Source organism: Sphingomonas sp. Leaf257 (assembly GCF_001422185.1).
GTDB lineage: Bacteria > Pseudomonadota > Alphaproteobacteria > Sphingomonadales > Sphingomonadaceae > Sphingomonas > Sphingomonas yabuuchiae.
This window is the reverse complement of the sequence record NZ_LMMH01000037.1, coordinates 111396-134734: the sequence shown is the minus strand read 5'-3', so window position 1 is coordinate 134734 and position 23339 is coordinate 111396. Positions and strand designations below refer to the sequence as shown.

The following is a 23339-nucleotide window of genomic DNA, read 5'->3' as shown; positions in this document are numbered from 1 at the left end:
GTCGTCACCGGGCGGTCTCCTGCATCAGGGCGCGGACCTCGGCCACCGGGTCGGCGGGCGCGCTGGCCTTGTAGGGGCGGGGATCGGCGACCCAGGCCTTTTCCCAATCGAGCAGCCTGGCCGTGAACGCGGCATCGTCGACCGGCCGCTTGGCGAGGGCGGCGGTGCGTGCCTCGGCCAGATAGGTGGTCCAGCGGGGCAGGTAATAATCGGAATACATGCCCGCCCAAGCCTTGGACGCGTAATCGCCCAGATGGCCGCGCCCGCCCCAGATGGTCACCTGCGCCTTGGCATTCTGTTCGTAGGCGGTCTTTTCGGCGGGCGTATCGCCATAGGCCCGCGCATCGGCGATCCAGCTGGCGAGGCTTTCCTGCTGTCCGCCGATCAGATGGTCGATGGCAAGGGCCAGCGCCTTGACCCGCGCCGTCTCTCGGTCGCCGGTCGCGACATCGCCCTTCTGATAGGCGGTGACGGCGGCCTTCACGCTGTCGTCCAGCGACAGGCTGGCGGCGTGGCGGGTCAGGTCGACGATATCATAGCGGTAGAGCGGGCTGGCACCATAGGCCGGCGCGAGCTTGAGCATTGCGGCGATCCCGGCACGCAGCTTGGCGCGGTCGCCCGGTTCGGCGGGATAGGTCGGCGCATCGGCGGCGGGGCGCTTGAAGAAGAGATAGGCGCCCGCCCGTTCGTTCCACCAGCGCGGCGTCCAGTAGCGCACGTCATAGGCACCCGCGACCACGTCCTGCCATGCTGCCGTCATCGCCGGATCGCTCCGGCCATAGCGGGCGGTGGTGTAGCGGCTCAGCCAGGGGCCGAGACCCATGTCGCCGCCCGGCCAGGCCACATCATAGGCATAGTCGTAGATCAGGCTATTGCTGTGCAGCCCTTCGGGGAACATGCCGAAGCCGCGCACATTCCCGCGCCCCTTGTCGGCGAACATCGCCGCCACGTCGCGGCGATAGAAATCGGGCGCACCATAGACCGGGTTGCTGCCGCCATAATTATGGACATAGCCGTAAATCCAGTTCTTGCCGTCGAAGCCGTTCGTCGTCTTCCAGATGCCCGGATAGCGATCGTTGCCGATGTCGAGGATCAGCATCTTCTCGTCCGGCACGTCGCGCAGGAAGGCGGCGATGGCGTCGGGCGTCCAGAATTTCTTGTCCGCCCCGAACAGCCAGCCCTGCATCACCCAGGTCGCCCCCGGCGCGGCGGCGGCGATCGCGGCGTAGAGCCGCTGGCCATAGGCCGCCAGCCGGGCGTCGCGGACTTCGCGGGGCAGGGCGGCCGCCTTGGTCGCCGCGTCCAGTGCAGGTGTGTTGGCCGTCGCGTCGCCATAAGCGGCATTCACGGTATCGCTGCCATCCTCGGCGATGGGCGGCACCATCTCGTTAAAGGCGTCGGCGAGATAATATTGCCCCGGCCCGTATTCGGCGGTGTAGAGTTGCAGGAAACGCTTGGCGAGCGGGGCGAACAGCGGATCGGACGGGTCGAGCCAATAGGTGCCCTCGAACCCCTCCCAGGATCGCATCTTGTAGATCCGCGCCTTGGGATGCGCCTCGGCAAAGGCCTTGGGCACATACCCGGCAAAGGCGGGCAGGATCGGCGTCATGCCCAGGTCGCGCATCCGGGTCAGGATACGCTTTTGCAACGCGTGCTTCTTGTCGATCCACCCGGTGGGCAGGGGCGCGCGATAGCCCTCAATATTGCCCATGCGTTGCCACGGCAGGAACGCGGGGCCGGAGAAATGCTGCGCCAGTTGCGCCTCGCTCAACCCCTGCTCGCGCCATAGCTGGCGCCAGACATAATCCTGCCCCTCCATGGCCAGCGGCATGTCGACGCCGTGCACCGCCATCGCGTCGATCTCGCGTTCCCAGCGGGCCCAGTTCCACCAGGGCGTCGTATAGCCATAGGTGCAGGTATTCAGATAGGCGCGGATGTTGAATGGCGAGGAGACCCAGCCGCTGTCGCCGGGAGTCAGACGGGTCATCGGACTGACGCGATTGCCCTCCCAACTGACCGACAACCGCCCTTGCGCATTCAGCATCGCCGCCGCCCCGCGCACCGCCGCGACCGGGGATGAGGCCTCGACCTTCAACCGGTCATGATCCACCCGGACCCGGTAGCGGGGTGCGGTCGAAGGCTGGATCGCGACCGAAACCTGCCGCTCCGGCACGCCCAGTCGCCGGAGCGCGGCGCGGGCGGCCTGTCCGCCATCGCTTTGGGCATGGGCCGCCGAGGTGGTGACGAACAGTGTGCCGATCAGGCCGAGCGCGGGGAGTAAGGTCTTCACGGGCGGCATTGTCCTCAAGGAAATCCCGAAAGGAAAGGGCGAACCGACCGTCCGGTCGACCCGCCCCCCACTCGGGTAGATCAGAACCGCGTCGACACCGACAGGTAGAAGGAGCGGCCATAGAAGCTCGTCTCCTGCCAGATCGCGGGATTGTTGTTGTAATAGGCCTGTTCGCGGCTGTTGTTCAGGTTGATGATCCCGGCCGCGAAGCTGAGCGTCTCGTTCGGGGTATAGCCTGCGCTCAGGTCGAACTGGGTGCGGCCGCGCACCGTATGCCCCTCGGTCGCGAAGAAGCTGTCCGCGCCGTTCTGGACATAGGAGCTGCGGTAATTGGCCGACAGGCGCAGGCTGAAGTGGCAGTTTTCCCAATAGGGCGTGATGTTGACCGTGTCCTTCGACAGGTTGCGCACGGTAAAGCCGGTGCCGATCGCCACCTGCGTCGGGATGACGCGGGTGTAATTGGCCATGAAGCCGAAGCCGTCGACCGGCAGGATGCGGTCGAGCGACTGGTTCCAGCTGAACTCGACGCCCCGGATGCGGATGATGCGCGGGTCGTTCGACGTCTGGGTGACGTTGTAGATATTGCCCGAACTATCGACGCAGTCGCCGCTCGACGCGCGGTTCAGTGTCGTGCCCCGGAACGAAGCCGGGCAGACCAGCGATGAGAAGGTGCCGTTCTTCACCCATTTGTAGAAGCCGTTGACCGAGATCGCACTGGCCGCGCCATAATACCATTCCGCGCCCAGATCGATCTGATCGGCGGTCAGCGGCTTCAGGCCCGCCTGGCCCAGATCGACGGTGACGGTGTTGGTCCCGGCGGGGAAGGTGTTCGCCACCGAGGAGGTCGTTTGCGCCATCGAGGTATTGGCGTCCAGGATCGGGCGGACCAGCACCTTGGCGGCGGCGAAGCGCAGTTGCAGCTTGGAGGTCGGCTCCAGCACCAGGTTCAAATTGGGCAGGACGTTCTGATAATCCTGGCGCGACGTGTAATCGCCGATCTTGTTGGTGACATTGGTATAGGATCCGGTACGCGGGGCGGTGATATTGCCCTTCACCACCTGTAACGTATGCTCGTACCGCACGCCGACATTGCCGCGCAGCGGCGCGTCGAACAGCGTCGTGTCGATATTGGCCATCGCGTAGACCGCCGGGATATAGCGATCGACGGTATAGCTGGATTCCGGCGCGGGCAGGTCCGGCACGCTGATCCCGGCCCCGGCCAGCGCCTGGCTGTACGCGCCGATATCGGGGGCGATCCAACTGGTCGGGATGCTGCCCATGCCGTTCAGGAAGCCGCCGACCGGATAGCTGCTGCTCGACAGCGCCGGGAAGACGGTGGCGGTGGCGCCGGGGCGGTTGGCCAGCGAGGCAAGGTCGTGGCGGCCGACATCGCGCACGAAGCTCTCATGCCGATACTTCGCGCCGACCGCGAACTGCGAGATCGGGCCCAGCGACACGTCCTTGGTCACGTCGCCCTGACCGGAGATTTCCTTGCCCGTCGTCCGGCGGGTCGCGCCGACCGGAAACTCGTTCCGCACCAGCGTCGAGCGGTTGTAGAGCGCCGGGTCGGTCAGATTGGCCGCCACGCTGTATTTGACGTTGAACGGATCGGTGATGTCCAGCGTGGCCGAGGGGATGGTGACGCCAAGGATCGCGGCATCCTCGCGCGAATAGGCATGGCCGCGCGTATAGTTGCCAACCGCGCGCGCGGTCCAGCCATCCTCGCCCCGCCACTTGGCGCTGAGCGTATAGCCCTGGCTCGACAGCTTGCGGGTTTCCTCCTGGCGGTTGTTCTCCAGTGTGAAGTTGGTCGCGGTCGTGACCATGGAGGCGCCGTTCGCCACACTGACCGGGGTCAGGCGTGCGGTGTTGAACAGGAAGACCTGCTGGTTGACGTCGTAATGGGTGTCGTCACGCGCATAGATGGCGTTGGCGTCGATCTCCCACTGGTCGTTGGGCCGCCACTGCACGCCTCCGCTGCCCATGATCTGGTTGATCGAGCGGTCGATCCGGCGATAGCGCGGTCGGCGGGGCACGGCGATCGTCGCGCCGTTCACATTCTGCGTCGCCCAACGGTCCTGAAACAGATAGTCGGCGCGATCCTTCAGCTTCTGATAGCCCAGGTTCAGATAGACGCCGAGCGTCCCGCCCGCGAGTTGATCGACATAGCTGGCGCCGAATTTGGGCGTGATCGCGCGGCCCGCATATTCGGAATTCTGCGCCTTGGCCGAGAGCACGACTTTCCGCGTCTTGTAATCCAGCGGCTTCAGCGTGTTGATGTTGACCGTGCCGGACAGGCCGCCGCTGTCCATGTCGGCGGTCGGCGACTTGATGACCTGCACCGCATTGGCCAGTTCGGTCTGGATGATGTCGTAGCGGAAGCCGTCGGTGAAGTCGGCGCTCTTGAAGGTCTGGCCGTTGATCGTGGTCAGGGCGTATTGCGGACCCAGGCCCCGGATGCTGATCGTCGCACCGCGCCCGTTGATGTTCTGCATCTGCACGCCCGAGATGCGCTGGATCGATTCGGTGATGTTCTGCGCCGGGAACTTGCCGATATCCTCGGCCGAGATGCCGTCGCTGACCCGGATGTCCTTGCGCTTGGTGGCGAGGGCCGAGGCGATGCTCTGGCGATAGCCGGTGACGGTGATCTCGTTCTGGCCGTCCTCGGCCGCCGCCTGGGCCGTGTCGGCGGTGGGTGTGGTCTGTGCCAGTGCGGGTGCGGCCCCCGCGACCGCCACCAGGCAGGCCGTGCCGTGAAGCAGGGCCGTGCGCGTCAGGCGTCGTTTCTGGTTTGGTTGCGATACAGTCATGGTCTTCCCCCCAAGTCGACCGGCCCCCGACATGGCACCGGACGTCGAATCCGATCGGACGATGTCGCCGTCGCGCGGGCAGGGGGGAGCATCGGCCGGGACGGCAAAACCGTGCCCGAGCCCGTCGAGCCGGACCCATTGCTTGCGTCGAACCGCGTCACCTTCCACCGATCACCGTCACGACCCCCGCTGCATTTTGCAGTCGTGGTGGCGCGCTCCGTTGATCGAAAACGTCTTCCTGCTTCGCGATGTTGTTATCTTATGGTCTTATCGGTGACATGGAATGGTCTGACCTGTCAACGGTTGCAGCTCGCCGATTGGTCAAAATTATTGCACTTGGATTGAGGCGGAAAAACCGTTCCAGATCAGCGATATGAGCCTCCTCCAAATGACAAAAGCCGCCTTGTGGGCGGCTTCCGTCCCAAAAAAAGGAAGGGCGGTCCGGTCCACATGGCCGTCCGCCCTCCAGGGGGGAGGTTTAAAAGCGCGTCGATGCCGAGAGGTAGATGGTGCGACCCGTCCGGCTGGCGAGCTGGAAGGTGTTCGCGTTGGTCTGGTAAGCGTCTTCGTGCGTGTTGTTCAGGTTGATGATGCCCGCCGTGAAGCTGAGATAGCTGGCGGGATTGAAGCCCAGCGCCAGGTCCATCTGGGTGCGCGGGCGCACCACATGGGTCAGGCCGCCATTGACGAAGAAGCTGGACGCCGCATCCTGCACATACGAGCTGCGGTGGTTGACCGACAGCCGCACGCTGAACATCTCGTTTTCCCAATAGGGCGTCAGGTTCCAGGTCAGCTTCGACAGGTCGCGCAGGTTGAAACCGGTGCCGATCGCGCTGGCATCGGTGTCGACCATAGTGACGTTGCCGACCGCGCCGAAGCCCTTGACCGGCAGGATCGCATCAAAATTCTGCGATGCGCCCAGTTCCAGCCCCTTGATATGGATGACCCGGTCGTCGTTCAGCACCCGGCTGAAGCTGTAGTCGGTCTTGAGATCGGCCGACTGGCAATCGCTGACCACGCCGTTCAGCGCCACGCCGTCGAACGAGCTGGGGCAGTAGAATTGGGTGAAGGTGCCGTTCTTCACCGCCTTGTAGAACCCGGCCAGCGTGATCGAGTTGCCCTTGCCGTGGTAGAATTCCAGGCTGAGGTCCAGCTGGTTGGCGGTCAGCGGCTTCAACCGGCTCTCGCCCTGCGCCACCGAGACGCTCGGACGCAGGCTGGTGGTGACGCGGCTGATCGTGTCGGCCATCTGCGTCTGGCTGTTGAGCAGCGGGCGGACCAGCACCTTGGCGGCGGCGATGCGGGCGACCAGGCGGGGCGTCAGGTCCAGCGCGAAGCTGGCGCTGGGCAGGACATTGCCATAATCCTGCACGACATGCTGCTGGCCCAAAAGGGTCGCGTCGCTGCCGGTGCCGTTCGTCAGGCTGCTGGTGACGTTCTGATGGGTGTGTTCGTAGCGGACGCCGACATTGCCGCGCACGGGCAGGCTGAACAGCGTGCCGTCGATATTGGCCATCGCATAGACCGCCGGGATATAGCGATCGACCTTGTAGGTGTTGGGCCAGTCGGGCGTGTCGGGCACCGAAATGCCCTTGTCGCGCAGGATCTGCTGCCACAGCGGGGCATTGACCGACAGGAAGCTGTGCGGGATCGACATCGACCCGCCCAGGAAGTTGTTCACCAGCACGCCGGTCTTCGACAGGTCGGGGATCCAGGCGAATTCGGGATAGGTCACGGGATCGCTGACATCGGCGTCGCGGTCGTGGCGATACGCCTTGGTGTCGAAGCTTTCGTGATGATATTTCGCGCCGATGACCAGCGCCTTGATCCCGTGCCAGTCGAGATCCTGGGTCAGGTCGGTCTGGATCGCGCGGTCGCGGGCTGACTGGATATGCGTCGCACCGTCGACAAAGGCGTACCAGGTGCGGTTCGCCATATTGTAGATCGATCCGTCGGTCAGGCTGGCGGTGTTCCAGCGGACGTTGAACGGATCGGAAATGTCGAGCTGGCCGCCGTTCGCGAAGCGCACCTCGTCGATCGTCGCCCATTCGTACAGCTTGGCATCACCCTGGGTATAGTGGCCGACCGCATGGATATGGGTGGTGTCGGTCGGGCTCCAATTGACGGTGCCGGTATAGGCCTGGGTCTGTAGGTTGCGCAGTTCGGGCTGGTCGTTGTTGTCGACGTTGAAATTGCTGATCGAAATCTTGTCGGCCACACCATTGGACGTGCCGTTCACCGTCACCGCCGAGGCGGCCCAGCGGCCGAAGACCATCTGGCGGGTGTCGTAACGTGTATGGTCGCGCGAATATTCGCCCTGCAACAGGACCTCGAAATTGTCCTGCGGCTTCCACTGGATCGCGCCGCTGCCCATCAGCTGCTCGGTGTCGCGGTCGATCCGGCGATAGCGGAGATTGCCCGGCACCTGAACATTGGCGGCGCCGGCGACGGCGCCCGGCTGATACCAGTTCTTGATGAACAGATAGTCGCCGCGATCCTTCAGCTTCTGATAGCCGACGTCCAGCATGACGCCGATCGTGTCGTCGGCGAAGCGCTTGATATAGGCCGCGTTGACCTTGGGCGTCGCGTCCTTGCGATAGTCGGAATAATAGCCCTTGATCCCGGCGATGAAGCTGGGGCCCTTATAGGCGAGCGGCTTGACCGTATCGATGTTGACGGTGCCCGCCAGGCCGCCCGTGTCCATGTCGGCGGTCGGCGACTTGATGACCTGGATCGCGCTCGCCAGATCGGTCTGGATGATGTCGTAGCGGAAGCCGTCCTTGAAGTCGGCGCTGGCGAAGGTCTGGCCGTTGATCGTGGTGCGGGCATATTGTGGGCCCAGGCCACGGATGCTGATCGTCGAGCCGCGGCCGTTGATGTTCGACATCTGGACGCCCGCGATACGCTGGATCGCTTCGGTGATGTTCTGGGCGGGGAATTTGCCGATATCCTCCGACGAGATGCCGTCGGTGATGCGGATGTCGTTGCGCTTGGCGGCGAGGGCGGAGGCGATGCTCTGGCGATAGCCGGTGACGGTGATCTCGTTCTGCGCATCGGCCCCGGCGGTGTCGGCCTGGGGCGTTGCCTGTGCGGCATCCGAGGCGGCGGCGATGCTGGTGGTGGAAGCGGCGGCGGGGCCGCTGGTCTGTGCCATGGCCGGCGCGGCGATCATCGCCGAAGCGGCCCAGGCCATCGTGAAGGCCGTCGTGTGAAGCAGGCGTTTGCGCCGAAGACGCGACGCATCGTGGCACGGTGACATGGTCATGCTCTTTCCCTCCCTCTGATCCCTGCGCGGGCACATCGCGCCGGGCTTCCCCGAGACTTTGCCGGATAGGACCCTTGTGACCGGCGGAAAGCAGGGGGCGTCGGCGACCGGAACGGGGTGAGCGTTCACGGACCGGGATCGGCCGTCTCATCTGCTACGTCGGGACGCGGAGCCTGTCCGAAGTCCGCCGTCATAAGGGCCGCCTGATCCTTTGGACCATGTGCGACCGTCACGCCGAAAGACCGAATATTTCTTCCTGCATCGCGGTGTTGTAATCTTATGGTCTTATCGGTGACATGGAATGGTCATGCCTGTCAACGGGGCCGGAAATGGTTCCACGCAAAAATTGGTCAGAACAGTCATGCGTAGAAAATAATCACTATATTCTAGCGAGTTACAAGTTATGAAGATTTTGTTATGAAAGGTCCCCCGGGGCACATTCATGCCGATCCGGTCTCCCGCGGACGCAATGAGCCGACCGCTGCAACGTCGAGTCTGAATTGGTATTGCGCCTATTGGTTGGGCCAATTGGCCTATTTGATCCGGCCGGTACGCGATACATGGATGGTCTGGCCATCATCCCTGACCGAAAGGTCGAACAGGGCACCGATCAACGTCAGGCTCTCGACCGGCGTGTCCAGTCGGAACCGACCGTTGAACGTCTCCTCCGCCAGGGCCGGATCGGCCAGCCGGATCGGCCGCGCGCTGTAACGGCCCAGCCGGGCGACCGCATCGCCCAGCCGGATCCGGTCGCCGCTCAGCCAGCGGTCCTGCCACCCCTGATAACGGGCGATGTCGAAGTCGTGCACGACGATCCGCCCCGCGCCTGCCTCCGCCCAGTGGCCGCCGGTCACGACCACTGCCGCCTGACCCGGCACGGTCAGCCGCACGCGCCCGCGATAGACGCGAAGCTCGCTATGCCCCGCGCCGCGATCCACGCTGAAATTCGTTCCCAGCGCGACCATCTGGCCTTCGGGTGTGGTCACGGCAAAGGGGCGGGTGGCGTCGTGCCGCACCTCGAACCGGGCCGCTCCGCTTTCCAGCCTCAGGTCGCGGCCACTGCCCGAAAAGGCGATGGCAACGCGTGAGTTCGCATCGAGCGTCATGTCCGAGCCATCGGGCAGCGCCACCTGGCGCTGCTGTCCGACCGTCGAGGCATAGACCTGCTCGACTGGCGCCGCGTCCGGGGTCGCGACATGCCAGACGAACGGCGCGGCGATGATGGCGGCCAGCCCGGCGGCGAGGCCCATCGCCACCCGGCGGCGGCGCACCGTCCCCGATGCCACCCAGCGACGGGAACGTGCGCGGGGCGGGGGAATGGCGGTATCGCGCGAGGCCTGCTCGACCACATCGAGCAGCGCCGGATCGCCCAGCAACTGCACCATCCGCGACAGCGCAGCGCGGTGCTCGGGCACCGCGTTCAGCCACGCGCCCAGCTCGACCCGTTCGTCGGGCGACAGCGTATCGAGCCGGTCGGCCCAGTCGGCGGCCTGCTCCAGCATGGTTTCGCGATCAGTCATGCAGGCGGCCTCCCCGCACGGGCAGGTCGTCGATACAGCCGTCCAGATCGATCATCGCGCGGACCAGATGCTTCTTCACCGCTTCGATGCTCAGGCCCATGTCCTCGGCGATCTGCTGGCGCGACTTGCCCTCCAGATGTCGTTCGACAAAGACCGCACGGCGCTGCGCGGGCAGGCGCGACAGGGCTGCCTGAAACCGGTCGTAACGCTGGCGATAGTCGAGGATCTCATCGGCCAGCGGCAGGGCGCAGGCTATCTCGGGATCGACCGGCGCATGATGCTCGCCACCGCGCCGCGCGCGATTGTAGATGACCGAGTCCGCCACGCGAAAGCCATAGGCAAGCGGCTGGTCGATGACCTGCTTCCGCTCCTGCTCGATGACCCGCATGATCGCCTCCTGCACGATATCCTCCGCCTGTTCGGGTTCGCGGATTCGCCTGCGGACATAGGTCAGCAAACGCTCGCGCCCCTCCGCGATCCAGGCGTTCGCGGCGGTCATTCGGTCCCGTTCAGGAAGAGCCGGTTGCATCGCATCCGGGGACAATCCTCGTCGAAAAAACACCGCGCCGGCCCGTGACGGGCCGACGCGGCACAGGGGGCCCTTGATATCCCGCACGGGCAGGACATCAAGGGCGTTGGGATCAGGATCAGAAGGTGACGCGGATACCGCCCAGCAGCGTCGAGCCCGAACGGGTCACGACGTACAGACGCCGGGTGCTGTTCGAATATTGCCGCTCGCGCTGGTTGGTCAGGTTGATGCCGTTCAGCGTCAGCTGGACGTTCTTCGTGACCGAATAATGCGCCGACATGTCGACATAGACCGTGCCCTCGAACCCGGTCACGTCCTGGTCCGGCCCCAGCGCCGTCAGCACCGGCGAGGCGCTGAAGATATAGCCGCTGCGGTAATTGGCCGACACGCGGGCGTCGAACGCCTTGTCCTGGTAATAGAGCGTCGCGTTGGCGTTGTACTTGCTCAGGCCCTCCAGCGTCGTCGGGATGCTGCCCGCATAGATCTTCGAATAATCCAGCCGCGAGTCGACATAGGTGAAGTTCACCGCCGTCCCCAACCGGTCGAAGGGGGCGGGCAGGAACTTGAAGTCGGTCTGGCCGGACAGCTCGATGCCGAACAGGTTGGTCTTCGCCAGATTGACGGGGCGCGAATAGCTGTCGACCACCGTCGATCCGGTCACGCCCGGATAGAGATTGTCGGGCAGGCCCGTCTGCGAATAGGGCACATTGTTGACCGTCTGGGTCGAGATATAGCCGTCGAGATTCTTGTAGAACAGGGCGGCGGCGACATAACCGACCGAGCCGAAATAATATTCGGTCGAGATATTATAGTCGTTCGACTTGTACGGGCGCAAATTCGGGTTGCCGATCGACACGGTGACATTGCCATTGTCGTTCGTCACCGAGCCATTGACCGCCAGCGCACCGAGCGCGGGACGGTTGATGTTCTTCGACGCGGCGAAGCGCAGCATCAGGCCGGGGTTCAGCTCGAAGATCAGGTTGGCGGCGGGCAGCACGCCCTCATATTCGCCGCGCACCGTAACTGGGCCGACATTGGCCGTGCCGTTCGAGGTGACGGTGGTGCGATAATAGCGCGCACCGATATTGCCGCGGAACGGGATGCCGCCCAATATGTGGTTCCAGTCATACTGGACGAAGCCCGCCGCCGTCCGCTCCTCGACCGCATAGACGCCGATCTTGTTGGTCAGATATTGCGACCGGTCGATTCCCAGCGTCTGGAGCATCTTGGGGAAGTTGACGATCGTCCAGTCCTGGCCCGAATAGCCGGTATAGGTCTGGGCATAGGCGCTGGGGTTGGCGTTGACCTTGCCCGACACGAAGCTGCTGGTCAGGATATTGTCCTGCTCGGCATAATAGCCGCCATTGGCGAAGCGACGCCATTCGCCGCCCACGCTGATCGTGTCGTCGGGGCTGAACTTATAGTCGAAGCGGCCCTTGACGTTGTCGAATGCCGAATCCTGGAAGGTGTTGTTGGCGTACAGGCGCTTGGCGTGCCAGAAATTGGGGTCGGCCGTGTTGAACTTGTACGTGTTGACCAGCGAATAGGTGCCGCCGCGATAGTCGGAGATGACGTCGCCGAACCCTTCGAGGGTGAACTTGTCGTTGACCGGCATGTCGTAACGCGAACGCTCGACACCGCCCAGCCAGGTGAACTTCAGGCCTTCGACCAGCTCGGCATCGCCGCTCAGCACGACCTGCTTGAAGACGTTCTTGGTGTTCTGGACGCGGGTTTCGGTCGACGCCTTGCCGCCCGACACGTCGAGATAGGTCACCTCGTTACGGTCGTTCCACTGGATCGCGTTGACGCGCGAGTTCGGATAGACGGTGCCCGCAAAGGTCTCGCCGCCGCCCAGCCAGGTCGAGCTGCCGCCGCCGCGCGAGGCGAGGTGGGTCTCAAACCGGTCGCCCTTGAACTGGCCGTACAGGCCGTCGAGCGTGACATGGACCTTGTCGGTCGGTGCCCACTGGATCGACGAGGTCAGGCCGATCCGCTCCTGCTTGCTGTCCCACACCGACAGGCGGTTGCCGCGCGCGAACAGCAGGTCGCCCGAATTGATCTTGGCCTGCTCGGCGGCGGTCAGGGCGCTGATGTTGCTGCCGTTCGCGCGGTTGCGGCGCCAGCGATAGGTGTCGAAACCTTCCTCACGGGTGTTGCGGCGGCTATATGCGCCCGACACCACGATGCCGAAATTGCCCCAGTTCTTGGAGATGAGGCCGGTCAGGCGCGGCTGGAAATCGCGGGTCAGCGTGTTGCTGCCGCCCTGCGCCGACAATGCGATCTTGCTGCCCTTGTAGTCGAAGGGGCGAGCGGTGAAGAGGCCGACGGTGCCCGCCAGACCGCCCTCGGTCTGCTGCGCCTGGTACGACTTCTCGACATCGACATGGTTGAACAGTTCGGCGGCGAACAGGTTGAAGTCGAAGGCGCGGTCGCGCGTGCTCTGGCCGCGGCTGTCCTGCGGCGAGTCGACATTGCCCAGCACCTCCATGCCGTTCAGCTGGACTCGGGTGAAGTCGGGGCCCAGGCCGCGCAAGGAGATGCGGCGACCTTCGCCCGCTTCGCGGTTGATCGCGACGCCCGGCAGGCGCTGCAGCGCCTCGGCCAGGTTCAGGTCGGGGAAGGCGGCGATGTCGGAGGCCGAGATCGAGTCCTTGATGATCGTCGCGTCACGCTTCGAGTTGCGCGCCTGCGCCAGGCTGGTGCGGTATCCGGTGACGACGACATCGCCCCCTTCGTTGGTCGCACCACCGGTGGCCTCGGCCACCTGTTCGGCCTGATCCTGCGCCAGTACCGGCTGCGCGACAAACAGCGCGCTCGACGCCAGCAACAGCGTCCGCTTCGTTCCCATCACTTCAAACCCCCAAAAGACAAATCGCTCGTCCAGCCATAAGGACGATCGCGGGGAAGACGGGGGGCGCCGCCAAACGGGGACAAGGATTTTTGTAAAAGTTTTAAGACATTTATGGCGTTTTTGTTACAAGTTCGATCAGGCTTGTCTTGGGCGTTGAAAGTTTTGAAAGACCCTGTCCCCGATAGGCGGCCGACGGGCTCTTGGGGGCATTGGTCCAAGTCTTGGAAAGGGATGGGTAACATGGCGAAGCGGACAAGGCGTTGGGGGCTGGCGGCTTCGATGGCGCTCGTCACGCTGGCACCGGCGGCGGCGGCGGCGTCCGGGCGGGACACGGCTGGCGCACGGGAAACGGCGGGCTATCTGGCGGCGGGCGAGGGGCTGGACCTGGCGGCGGTGCTGCCCGGGCCGCCGACGCCGGGATCGCCGCGCGCGCTGGCCGATGCGCGGGCCTTTCGCGACAGCCGTGCGTTGAACGGCATGGCGCGGTGGCAACAGGCGACCGCCGATGTCTCCAGCGACCTGGGCGAGCGTTTCGCCACCGCGCTGGGTTTCCGGCCCGACTGGACCAAGCTGCCCATCACCGCTGCGCTGTTGGCGAAGTTCGATGCGGATCGCTCGGCGGCGATCGGATCGGCCAAGGCGCATTGGCAGTCGAAGCGGCCCTTTATCGGCAGCGACCTTCCGATCTGCGAGCCGCGCAGGCCTTCGCTGATCGCCAATGGCGACTATCCCTCGGGGCATACCGCGCATGGTTGGGGCTTCGCGTTGCTGATGGCCGAGTTGCTGCCCGATCGTGCCCAGCCGATCCTGGCGCGCGGGCGGGATTATGGCGACAGCCGCTGGATCTGCGGCTCGCACAGCCGAAGCGCGGTCGAGGGGGGCTATATGGCGGCCAGCGCCGTCGTGGCGCGGGAGCATGGCGATGCGGCATTCCGGCGCGACATGGCGGCGGCGGCCGAGGAACTGGCGCGCTACCGCACTAAAATCGCCAGTCCGCGCTGAGCGAGACGACCCGGCCCTGCTGCGCGCGGACGGTGACGACACCGCCATTGTCCCCGGCACGGACTTCGCCGCCCAGCGCGTCGCCCTGCATGATCGCGATCCGGTCGAACAGGTTCGTCGCGCGCAGGCGGAGCGTCAGTGCCTCGGTCGCGTCGAAACGCGCGCCCATATTCACCAGCGCAAAGCCGGGCAGCGCCAGACTGTTGGCATCGTCGGCATAGCGCCGTCCCATCGCCGACAGGTCGCCGTCCAGCGTGACGCCGGTGCCGGGCAGGGCGGCGCTGGCCGACAGGCTGGCCATGATGCGCGGCACCCGGCGGGGGATGCGGCCGCTCAGGTCCATGACCGTCACCGCGCCGTCGGTCAGGCTGGCGATGCGATAGGATTGCAGGCGCGGATCCTGCCATGTCACCGTCGCGCGTAGCGACAGGCCGGGCAGGGGAGCCGCCCCGGCCCCGACCTCCAGCCCGATGGTGCGCGCCGCCGCCTGATACGCACCGACCCGCACCGCGCCGGTCGCCGGATCGAGCGACAGGTCGGGCAGCGCGATGTCGGGAAAGCGGCTGGCGAACAGCGTTGCGTCCAGGCCGGTTGTGCCACGCCGCCAAATTAGCCCCAGCTCGGCCTGCTCGATGGTCAGCGCGCGGGGCTGGTCGCTGCCGCCGATGCGGAACACGCCCGGGTCGGGAAGTCGCATCGCACGGGTGGCGCGGGCGAAGGCGCCCAGCCGGTCGCTCGCCCGCCAGTGCACGGCCAGCGTCGCGGCGGTGCGGGCGATACGCTTTGCCCGCGCGTCCGACAGCCCCGACCCGACCGCGATCCGGTCGTCGGCCAGGGTCGTGGGATCGCCGCCGTCCATAAACATGGGACGCTCGACCGTCGCCGACAGCGCCGCCCGCTCGTGCCGCAGCCCCCAGTCGAGCCGCCAGCGCGGGCCCAACTGCCATTCGTCGGCGGCATAGAGCGCGATCATATGCTGCCGCCCCTGCACGGCCTCATAGGTCGAACCCGTGCTGAGCAGCCCCTCATCGGTCGCCCGACCCAGCACCCGCCCGCTGCCATCCAGGGCAACCAGATCGAGCCGTCGTCCCTGACCACGCGCCTCCAGCAGCGCACGGGCGACGGCCCGTCGAAAGTCCCAGCGATAACCGACGGCATAGAGCCCCAGCGTCAGGTCATGATGCCCCGCCGCCTCCAGCGCATGGGCATAGGAGAGATCGACGATCGCCTCGTTCAGCCGCGTATCCGCCGCCACCGGGTTCAGCACGATGACGCGGTCGTTGCCAGGCAGCGGCACAAAGGCGCTGCCGTCGCTCGCATGGCGTAATGCGATCTGCGTGGTGGCAGGGAAGGCGGCGGTCAGGCGCGGCAGCGCGTCGGCGAGGGCCTGTGCCGCCGGGATGGCGCCACCCGACGAGGACAGCGCATAACGCTCGGTTCGCGAGGCACGGTAATGGGCGCGCAGGTTCAGCACGCCGCCCGCGACCGGCTGACTCCAGGCCAGCGAGGGCGTCACCATACGGTTGCGGTTGTTGCGCCCCAGCGGCCGGTCGCCCAGCGCCGCAAAGCGCAGCCGGGTCAGCTCCGGCCCCAGAAAACTGCCTCGCCGGGGATCGAAGCCGGGCAGCGGCGTGATCCGCCTGCCGTCATACCGCATCGGAAAGGATGAGATGTTAAGCGTATCGTCGTCCAGCCCGTGCACCGCCAGCGACACGTTTCCTCCGCCGCCCAGATCATGGTCCGCGCGCACCCGAAACTGCCCGCCGCCCAGCGTCGAGGCGATGCGTCGAACCGTCGGATCGCGCGCCACCGATCCCCCCGCGATCACCCGCCAGTCGCCGCCGACCGGCCCGGTTGCATAGCCTTCCCAGCGGATCAGGCCATAATCGGTCGTGGTCGCCCGTATCTCCCCGCACGCCCGGTCGCGGGGTGCGCGGGTGCGCAGGTTCAGCACGCCGCCCGGCGCGTTGCTGGCAAAGATCGCCGAGGGACCGCCGCGCACATAGTCGCTGCTTTCGATCATCAGGTCGGGGCGGACGAACTGGTCGATATCGGTCCAGGGCAGCGTGTCGTGCTGCACCGGCAGCCCGTCTTCCTGCACCGCGATCGCCTGATACCCATCGAGCGGGATGCCGCGCACCCGGATGGTATTGGCCGCGACCCCGGCCGAGCTGTCCACCCAGAGCCCGGGCAGACCGGATAGCAATTCCGCCAGACTTTGCGGCGCCCGTCGCGCCAGTTCGACGGCATCGAGGTGCGAGGCGGAATAGCTGCGCTCCAACTCGCCCTGCACGGTCATCCCGCGACGGCCGCTGACGATCACATCGGGGCCGGTCATCGGGTCTTCGGGCGGCGGCGCGGGGCGGGCGCGAAGGGGGATCGCGCGCGGCACCGGCCCCAGCGCACGCACGACGATTCCGCCCGCGATCCGGCGGCAGGACAGAGCGGCGGGCGCGCACCAGCGGGCGAGCGCGGTCGACAGGCGCATCCGCCCATGCAGCGCGGGCGAACGTCGTCCGGCCAGATCGCCAGGCCGAGCGACCAGCGCCTCGCCTGCCTGACGCGCCAGCCGGTCGAGCCCGGCCCCCACCGGCTGGGCAGGAAGATCGATGGAGAGCAGGGGGTCACCTTGCGCGGCGACCAGCGCCAGCGCGACGAGCATCGTCATGGCCGCCCCCCTGGCGGACCGGAATTCATTCGTCTCCTGCCGTTCCCGTCGCTACCAAATCATATGCCTGCCGTCGGGCGGATAGGCGGCAATTGTGTAGCGCGCATGTCACTGGCAGAAGTGGTTTCAAATGATACTAAATGCGTCGACGGAGAATGACATGCAGGGTGCGATGGCGCAGTGGCAGTTCTGGATCGATCGCGGGGGCACCTTCACCGACGTGGTGGCACGTCGCCCCGATGGTGGCGTGGTCACGACCAAGCTGCTGTCCGAAGACCCGGATCGCCGCTATGACGCGGCCGAGGCCGCGATCCGGCAGTTGACCGGGGTCGGCGACGGACCGCTCCCGCCCTGCGGCGTCCGTATCGGCACAACCATCGCGACCAATGCCCTGCTGGAGCGCGAAGGCGAGCCGGTGCTGCTGGCGATCACGCGCGGCTTCGGCGATGCACTGGCGATCGGTTATCAGGACCGGCCCGACATTTTCGCGCGCGACATCCGCCGCGCACCGCCGCTATTCGCCGAAGTCGTCGAGATCGATGAGCGCGTGACGGAGGATGGCCTGGTCCTGACCCCGCTGGACCGCGACGCGGCGGCGGCCGCCTTTGCGCAGGCCTATGCGCGCGGGCTGCGGTCGATCGCCATCGTGCTGATGCATGGCTGGAAGCATCAGGCGCATGAAGTCGCGCTGGCCGAACTGGCCGAGGCGGCGGGCTTCACCCAGATTTCGGTCAGCCATCGCACCGCGCCGCTGATCCGGCTGGTCGCGCGCGGTGATACGACGCTGGCCGACGCCTATCTGTCGCCAGTGCTGGGCCGTTATGTGCGCGGGCTGGAAGCGGGGCTGGGCGAGGCGGCGGCGGGCGGTCTGCTGTTCATGCAGTCGAGCGGCGGGTTGGTCGCAGGCGAGCATTTCCATGGCAAGGATGCGCTGCTGTCGGGCCCGGCGGGGGGCATCGTCGGCATGGCGCGCACCGCAAGCGGGGCGGGTTTCGACCGGGTGATCGGCTTCGACATGGGCGGCACCTCGACCGACGTGTCGCTGTTCGCGGGTAGTTACGACCGGCGCTCCGATGCCGTGCTGGCGGGCGTGCGCGTGGCGGTGCCGATGATGCGGATCGACACGGTCGCGGCGGGCGGCGGGTCGATCTGTCATTTCGACGGCGGGCGATTGCTGGTCGGCCCGGCCTCGGCGGGGGCGGAGCCGGGACCGGCCTGCTACCGGCGCGGCGGGCCGCTGACCGTCACCGACTGCAACATGATCCTGGGCAAGATCCAGCCGAGGCATTTCCCCGCGCTGTTCGGCCCCGACCGCAACCTGCCGCCCGACCGCACCGCCGCCGAGCGCGCGCTGGCCGCATTGCTCGATCAGGTCGAGGCGACGACCGGCGAACGGCTTGACCCGATGGCGGCGGCCGAGGGGCTGGTCGCGATCGCAGTGGCCAGCATGGCGCGGGCGATCCGCGCCGTCTCGGTCGCGCGCGGCGAGGACCCGGCCTCTTATGCGCTCGCCTGTTTCGGCGGGGCGGGCGGGCAGCATGCCTGTCTGGTCGCCGATGCGCTGGGCATGGCGCAGGTGCTGATCCATCCGCTGGCAGGCGTGCTCTCGGCGGTCGGCATCGGGCTGGCCAATCGCAGCGTGGTGCGTGAGGCGACGGTGGGCCTGCCGCTGGGCGACGATGGGCTGGAGGCGGCGCTGGCCGATCTCCGCGGCGCCGCCATTGCGGGGCTGGCCGAGCAGGGCATCGATCCGGGGTCGGTGCGGCTGAACGTGCTGGCGCAGCTTCGCTATGCGCGGAACGACCAGACGATCGGTGTCGCCTGGAACAGTCCGGAAGCCATGGCCGCCTCCTTTGCCGAGGCGCATCGCCAGCGTTTCGGCTTTGTCGGCGAGGATGCGCTGGTCGTCGAGCAACTGCGGGTCGAGGCGATTGCGGGCGGCGAGGCGCAGGATCTGCCCGCACCCATGCTGGCCGAACGTACCGCCGATCCGGTCGATCGCGTCGCCATGTATCTGGCCGGGGCGCCCCATGACGTGCCGGTCCACGCCCGCGAAGGGCTGGCGGCTGGCGCGGTGCTGGCGGGGCCGGTGCTGATCATCGATCCGGTGTCGACCGTGGTGGTCGAGCCGGGCTGGCAGGCGCGCGTGCTGGCCGAGGGCACGCTGCTGCTGGAACGCGTCGCGGCCCGGCGCGCGCAGGCGGCGGAGGAGAGCGTCGATCCGGTCCGGCTGGAAATCTTCGCCGGTCTGTTCATGGGTATCGCCGAGGAAATGGGCGCGGCGCTTCAGCGGAGCGCGGCCTCGGTCAACATCCGCGAGCGGCTGGATTTCTCCTGCGCGATCTTCGATGCGGAGGGCGGGCTGGTCGCCAATGCGCCGCATATCCCCGTCCATCTGGGATCGATGGGGGAGAGCATCCGCACCGTCATCCGGGCGCGCGGCGACATGATGCGCGAGGGGCAGGTCTATGCGCTGAACGACCCCTATCGCGGCGGCACGCACCTGCCCGATATCACCGTCGTCATGCCGGTCTTCGCGGGCGGCGATGCGCCCGCCTTCTTCGTCGCGGCGCGGGGCCATCATGCCGATGTCGGCGGCACGACGCCCGGATCGATGCCGCCGGACAGCCGGACGCTGGCGGAGGAGGGTGTGGTCTTCGACGATGTGCTGATCGTCGAGGATGGCGCGATGCGCGAGCAGGCGATCCGCGACCTGCTGGCCAGCGGGCCCTACCCAGCGCGCAATATCGACCAGAATATCGCCGATCTCGCCGCGCAGGTCGCCGCCTGTGCGCGCGGGGCGGACGGGCTTCGCCAACTGGCCGCGCAACAGGGGCAGGGCGTCGTCATCCGCTATATGGCCTATGTCCAGGCCCATGCCGAGGCGATGGCGCGGCGGATGATCGCGACGCTATCGGACGGCAGCTTCCGCTACGAACTGGACGACGGCGCGGTCGTCGCGGTCCGCGTCGCGATCGATGCCGAACAGGGGCGCGCGACGATCGACTTCACCGGCACCAGCGAGCAGCGGCCGACCAACTTCAACGCGCCTTTGGCGGTGACGCGCGCCGCCGTCCTCTATGTCCTGCGCCTGCTGGTCGACGAGGCGGTGCCGCTGAACGAAGGGTTCCTGCGTCCCGTCACGCTGATCGTGCCGGAGGGGTCGATGCTCAACCCGCGCTTCCCCGCCGCCGTGGTGGCGGGCAATGTCGAGGTCAGCCAGGTGGTGACCGACACGCTGCTGGGCGCGCTGGGGGCGATGGCGGGTAGCCAGGGCACCATGAACAACCTGACCTTCGGCGACGACGGCTATCAATATTATGAGACCATCGCAGGTGGCGCGGGCGCGGGCGCGGGGCCGGGGCATGACGGGGCCGATGCCATCCAGACGCATATGACCAACAGCCGCCTGACCGACCCGGAGGTGCTGGAGACGCGCTATCCGGTGCTGCTCGAACAATTCGCCATCCGGCGCGGGTCGGGCGGTGCGGGCGAATGGCAGGGCGGCGACGGCACCGTCCGCCGCCTGCGCTTCCGCCAGCCCCTGCGCGCCGCGATCCTCAGCAACCGGCGAGTCGTCCCGCCGTTCGGCCTGAACGGTGGCGGGGCGGGGCAGTTGGGCCGTAACCGTGTCGAGCGCGCCGATGGAAGCGTGCAGGATCTCGCCTCGACCGCCGGGATCGATATGGGCGAGGGGGATGTGCTGGTCATCGAGACGCCGGGTGGCGGCGGCTTTGGGCGGGGGACGCGCTGATGTGGGTGCTGGCGGGAATCGTCGTCATTGCGGGCGGCTTCCTGCTGCGCTTCAACCCGCTGCTGGTCATCATCGTCTCGGCGTTCGTCACGGGCTTTGCGGCGGGGCTGGACCCCGTGCGGATCGTCGCGACCTTCGGCCATGCCTTTAACGAGACGCGTTATGTGACCGCGATCTATATGGTCCTGCCCGTGATCGGCCTGTTGGAGCGGCGGGGGCTTCAGGCGCGGGCACGGGCCTTGGTTGCGGGCTTGCGCGGCGCAACGGCGGGGCGGCTGCTGACCGGTTATCTGTTGTTCCGGCAGGTCACGGCGGCGCTGGGCCTGACCTCGGTCGCCGGACCTGCCCAGACCGTCCGCCCGCTGGTCGCGCCGATGGCGGAGGCGGCCGCCGAGCGTCAGGGCGGGGCGGCGGATGACGCGGAACGGGTCAAGGCGATGGCGGCGGCGACCGACACGGTCGGGCTGTTCTTCGGCGAGGATATTTTCCTGGCGGTCGGATCGATCCTGCTGATGAAGGGTGTGCTGGAGGGCTATGGCATCCTGCTGGAGCCGTTCCAGCTGTCCATCTGGGCGATTCCGACGGCGATCGCAGCCTTTGTCATCCATGGGACGCGATTGTGGTGGCTCGACCGGCGCCTGTCGCGGGGCGGCGCGCGATGATCGGGCTGAACCTGGTCTATGCGGTGGGGGGGATCGTCTTTGCGGTCTTCGCGCTTCTGTCGGCGCGTGACCGGCGCTTCGCCAATGCCGCCTTTTATGCGCTGATCACCCTGTCGTTCCTGTTCGGTAACAGGCTGGGCGATGTCGCCAATGGTGTGCTCGTGCTGGCGCTGGTCGCCATTGCGGCGTCGGGGCGGATGCGCCGCGCCGACGCGGTGAAGCCTGCCGAGGATCGCCATGGCGCGAAGGTCTTCGTGCCCGCACTCATCATTCCGGCGGTCGCTTTGGTCGGGACGCTGGCGTTCAAGCATGTGCCTATGCTCGTCGATCCCAAACAGGCGACGCTGGTCGCGCTGACATTGGGTACCGTGATCGCTTTGGTTCTATGCGGAGTGCTGCTGCGCGCACGGCCCGCTGAGCCGTTCGCCGCCGGGCGCGGGCTGATCGACGATATCGGCTGGGTCGCGGTGATGCCGCAGATGCTCGCCAGCCTGGGGGCGGTGTTCGCGCTGGCCGGGGTAGGGGGCGTTGTCGGTACGCTGATCGGTGCAGTGATCCCGGCGGGCAGCGTGATCGGCGCGGTGCTGGCCTATGCGCTGGGTATGGCGTTGTTCACCATCGTCATGGGCAATGCCTTTGCCGCCTTTCCGGTGATGGCGGCGGCGGTCGGCGTGCCGATCCTGATCCGACAGATGGGTGCGGACCCCGCGATCGTCGCGGCGGTGGGCATGCTGGCGGGCTTTTGCGGGACGTTGATGACGCCGATGGCGGCGAACTTCAACCTGCTGCCCGCCGCGCTGCTGGGGCTGAAGGACAAATATGCCGTCATCCGTGCGCAGGTGCCGACCGCGCTGCCGCTGCTCGTCTTCAACATCCTCCTCCTTTACGGAATGATCGCATGACCCGGTTGGACCGATCCGTCGCCGAACGCTTTGCCACCATGACGCTGGGCCATGTCGGACGCGAATATCCCAATGTCCTGATGCATGTCCTGAACGGGCCGGAGGATGCGCGCACCCCGTCCGAGCTGCACCCGATCTTCTATGGCAGTTTCGACTGGCATAGCTGCGTCCATGGCTGGTGGCAGTTGTTGCGGCTGATCCGCCATTATCCCGATCTGGACGCCGCCCCCGCCATCCGTGCGCGGGCCGATGCGATGCTCGTCGCCGACAAGGTCGCGGGCGAACTGGCCTATCTGGAGCGACCCGGTGCGGCGGGGTTCGAACGACCTTATGGCTGGGCGTGGATGCTGGCGCTGCATGACGAGGCGAGCCGTCACGATGCGGGCTGGGGCGAGGTGCTGGAGCCGCTCGCGCTGGTCTTCGCCCGCCGTTTCGCCGACTTCCTGCCGCGCCTGACCTATCCGTTGCGGGTCGGCACCCATTTCAACAGCGGCTTTGCCCTGACGCTGGCATGGGACTGGGCGGGCGAGCGCGACCCGGGCTTGCGCGAACGGATCGCGTTGGCGGCGCAGGGCTGGTTCGGGCAGGATCGCGGCTGTCAGGCCTGGGAGCCCGGCGGCGACGAGTTCCTGTCGCCAGCCTTATGCGAGGCGTTGTTGATGAGCCGGGTGCTGGATGTAGCGGCCTTCCGCGACTGGTTCGACGCCTTCCTGCCGCATGTCGGGGCGGGCGAGCCCGCGACCTTGTTCACCCCCGCCATCGTGTCAGACCGGACCGACGGCAAGATCGCGCATCTCGACGGGCTGAACCTGACCCGTGCCTGGTGCTGGCGGGTGATCGCCGCGAAGCTGGGGCCGGCGCACCCGGTGGCGGCCCGTGCGGAGGCCACGGCGGAGGTGCATCTGGCGGCCAGCCTGCCGCATCTGGGCGACGATTATATGGGCGAACACTGGCTCGCCACCTTCGCCCTGCTGGCGCTGGAAGCGGGGTGATCGGGACCATCCAACTTCTGTAAGGCGTAGGACAGCCGAATAATCTTAATTTAAGCAATCGTTCCTATCCCTCCTTTTCATACAAGGAGGGGAT

Annotated in this window: 12 protein-coding genes; 5 read left to right on the top strand and 7 right to left on the bottom strand. The window is 66.7% G+C overall.

Going from position 1 to position 23339, the window contains the following annotated elements:
- Positions 1 to 4 precede the first annotated feature (4 nt).
- From ASF14_RS20415 to ASF14_RS20390, 6 genes are all read right to left on the bottom strand, one after another.
- Entirely contained in the window at positions 5 to 2299 is a 2295-nt protein-coding gene (locus tag ASF14_RS20415) for an alpha-N-acetylglucosaminidase (RefSeq protein WP_056439757.1), read from the bottom strand.
- Between the two features lie 71 nt (positions 2300 to 2370).
- Entirely contained in the window at positions 2371 to 5100 is a 2730-nt protein-coding gene (locus tag ASF14_RS20410; RefSeq protein WP_082442394.1) for a TonB-dependent receptor, read from the bottom strand.
- Between the two features lie 478 nt (positions 5101 to 5578).
- Positions 5579 to 8365 carry a TonB-dependent receptor gene (locus tag ASF14_RS20405; protein WP_056439754.1) on the bottom strand — a complete coding sequence of 929 codons (2787 nt, stop codon included), beginning with the start codon at positions 8363 to 8365 and terminating at the stop codon, positions 5579 to 5581.
- 533 nt (positions 8366 to 8898) lie between these two features.
- A complete protein-coding gene (locus tag ASF14_RS20400) occupies positions 8899 to 9885 on the bottom strand; it encodes a FecR family protein (protein WP_056439752.1) in 987 nt (328 codons plus the stop codon).
- Positions 9878 to 10384: an RNA polymerase sigma factor gene (locus tag ASF14_RS20395; protein ID WP_056439749.1), complete on the bottom strand. Its 507-nt coding sequence runs from the start codon at positions 10382 to 10384 to the stop codon at positions 9878 to 9880. The genes ASF14_RS20400 and ASF14_RS20395 overlap by 8 nt, the downstream gene beginning before the upstream one ends.
- Positions 10385 to 10532: 148 nt before the next feature.
- A complete protein-coding gene (locus ASF14_RS20390; protein ID WP_056439747.1) occupies positions 10533 to 13262 on the bottom strand; it encodes a TonB-dependent receptor in 2730 nt (909 codons plus the stop codon).
- Positions 13263 to 13505: 243 nt separating this feature from the next.
- Between ASF14_RS20390 and ASF14_RS20385 the strand changes: the two genes are divergently transcribed.
- On the top strand, positions 13506 to 14267 hold the full coding sequence (locus tag ASF14_RS20385; protein WP_156361343.1) for an acid phosphatase: 762 nt from the start codon (positions 13506 to 13508) through the stop codon (positions 14265 to 14267).
- Here ASF14_RS20385 and ASF14_RS20380 read toward each other — a convergent pair.
- The gene (locus ASF14_RS20380; RefSeq protein WP_056439739.1) at positions 14245 to 16935 is read right to left on the bottom strand and encodes a TonB-dependent receptor; all 2691 of its coding nucleotides are present in this window, start codon (positions 16933 to 16935) and stop codon (positions 14245 to 14247) included. The genes ASF14_RS20385 and ASF14_RS20380 overlap by 23 nt on opposite strands.
- Before the next feature lie 160 nt (positions 16936 to 17095).
- On the opposite strand from ASF14_RS20380, the gene ASF14_RS20375 reads away from it, so the two are divergent.
- The 4 genes from ASF14_RS20375 to ASF14_RS20360 are packed head-to-tail and all read left to right on the top strand — an operon-like array spanning position 17096 to position 23245.
- Positions 17096 to 20689, top strand: coding sequence for a hydantoinase B/oxoprolinase family protein (locus ASF14_RS20375; RefSeq protein WP_236697173.1), 3594 nt, complete (start codon positions 17096 to 17098; stop codon positions 20687 to 20689).
- Positions 20689 to 21351, top strand: a complete 663-nt coding sequence (locus ASF14_RS20370) for a DUF969 domain-containing protein (protein ID WP_056439731.1) — start codon at positions 20689 to 20691, stop codon at positions 21349 to 21351. The genes ASF14_RS20375 and ASF14_RS20370 overlap by 1 nt, the downstream gene beginning before the upstream one ends.
- The gene (locus ASF14_RS20365) at positions 21348 to 22253 is read left to right on the top strand and encodes a DUF979 domain-containing protein (RefSeq protein WP_056439871.1); all 906 of its coding nucleotides are present in this window, start codon (positions 21348 to 21350) and stop codon (positions 22251 to 22253) included. The genes ASF14_RS20370 and ASF14_RS20365 overlap by 4 nt, the downstream gene beginning before the upstream one ends.
- A complete protein-coding gene (locus ASF14_RS20360) occupies positions 22250 to 23245 on the top strand; it encodes a DUF2891 domain-containing protein (RefSeq protein WP_056439723.1) in 996 nt (331 codons plus the stop codon). Before ASF14_RS20365 ends, ASF14_RS20360 begins: the two co-directional genes overlap by 4 nt.
- Positions 23246 to 23339 lie beyond the last annotated feature (94 nt).

Coding starts and splice junctions, on each gene's coding strand:
- ASF14_RS20415 (WP_056439757.1), bottom strand. CDS start 2,299: ATGCCGCCCGTGAAGACCTTACTCCCCGCGCTCGGCCTGATCGGCACA.
- ASF14_RS20410 (WP_082442394.1), bottom strand. CDS start 5,100: ATGACTGTATCGCAACCAAACCAGAAACGACGCCTGACGCGCACGGCC.
- ASF14_RS20405 (WP_056439754.1), bottom strand. CDS start 8,365: ATGACCATGTCACCGTGCCACGATGCGTCGCGTCTTCGGCGCAAACGC.
- ASF14_RS20400 (WP_056439752.1), bottom strand. CDS start 9,885: ATGACTGATCGCGAAACCATGCTGGAGCAGGCCGCCGACTGGGCCGAC.
- ASF14_RS20395 (WP_056439749.1), bottom strand. CDS start 10,384: ATGACCGCCGCGAACGCCTGGATCGCGGAGGGGCGCGAGCGTTTGCTG.
- ASF14_RS20390 (WP_056439747.1), bottom strand. CDS start 13,262: ATGGGAACGAAGCGGACGCTGTTGCTGGCGTCGAGCGCGCTGTTTGTC.
- ASF14_RS20385 (WP_156361343.1), top strand. CDS start 13,506: ATGGCGAAGCGGACAAGGCGTTGGGGGCTGGCGGCTTCGATGGCGCTC.
- ASF14_RS20380 (WP_056439739.1), bottom strand. CDS start 16,935: ATGACGATGCTCGTCGCGCTGGCGCTGGTCGCCGCGCAAGGTGACCCC.
- ASF14_RS20375 (WP_236697173.1), top strand. CDS start 17,096: ATGCAGGGTGCGATGGCGCAGTGGCAGTTCTGGATCGATCGCGGGGGC.
- ASF14_RS20370 (WP_056439731.1), top strand. CDS start 20,689: ATGTGGGTGCTGGCGGGAATCGTCGTCATTGCGGGCGGCTTCCTGCTG.
- ASF14_RS20365 (WP_056439871.1), top strand. CDS start 21,348: ATGATCGGGCTGAACCTGGTCTATGCGGTGGGGGGGATCGTCTTTGCG.
- ASF14_RS20360 (WP_056439723.1), top strand. CDS start 22,250: ATGACCCGGTTGGACCGATCCGTCGCCGAACGCTTTGCCACCATGACG.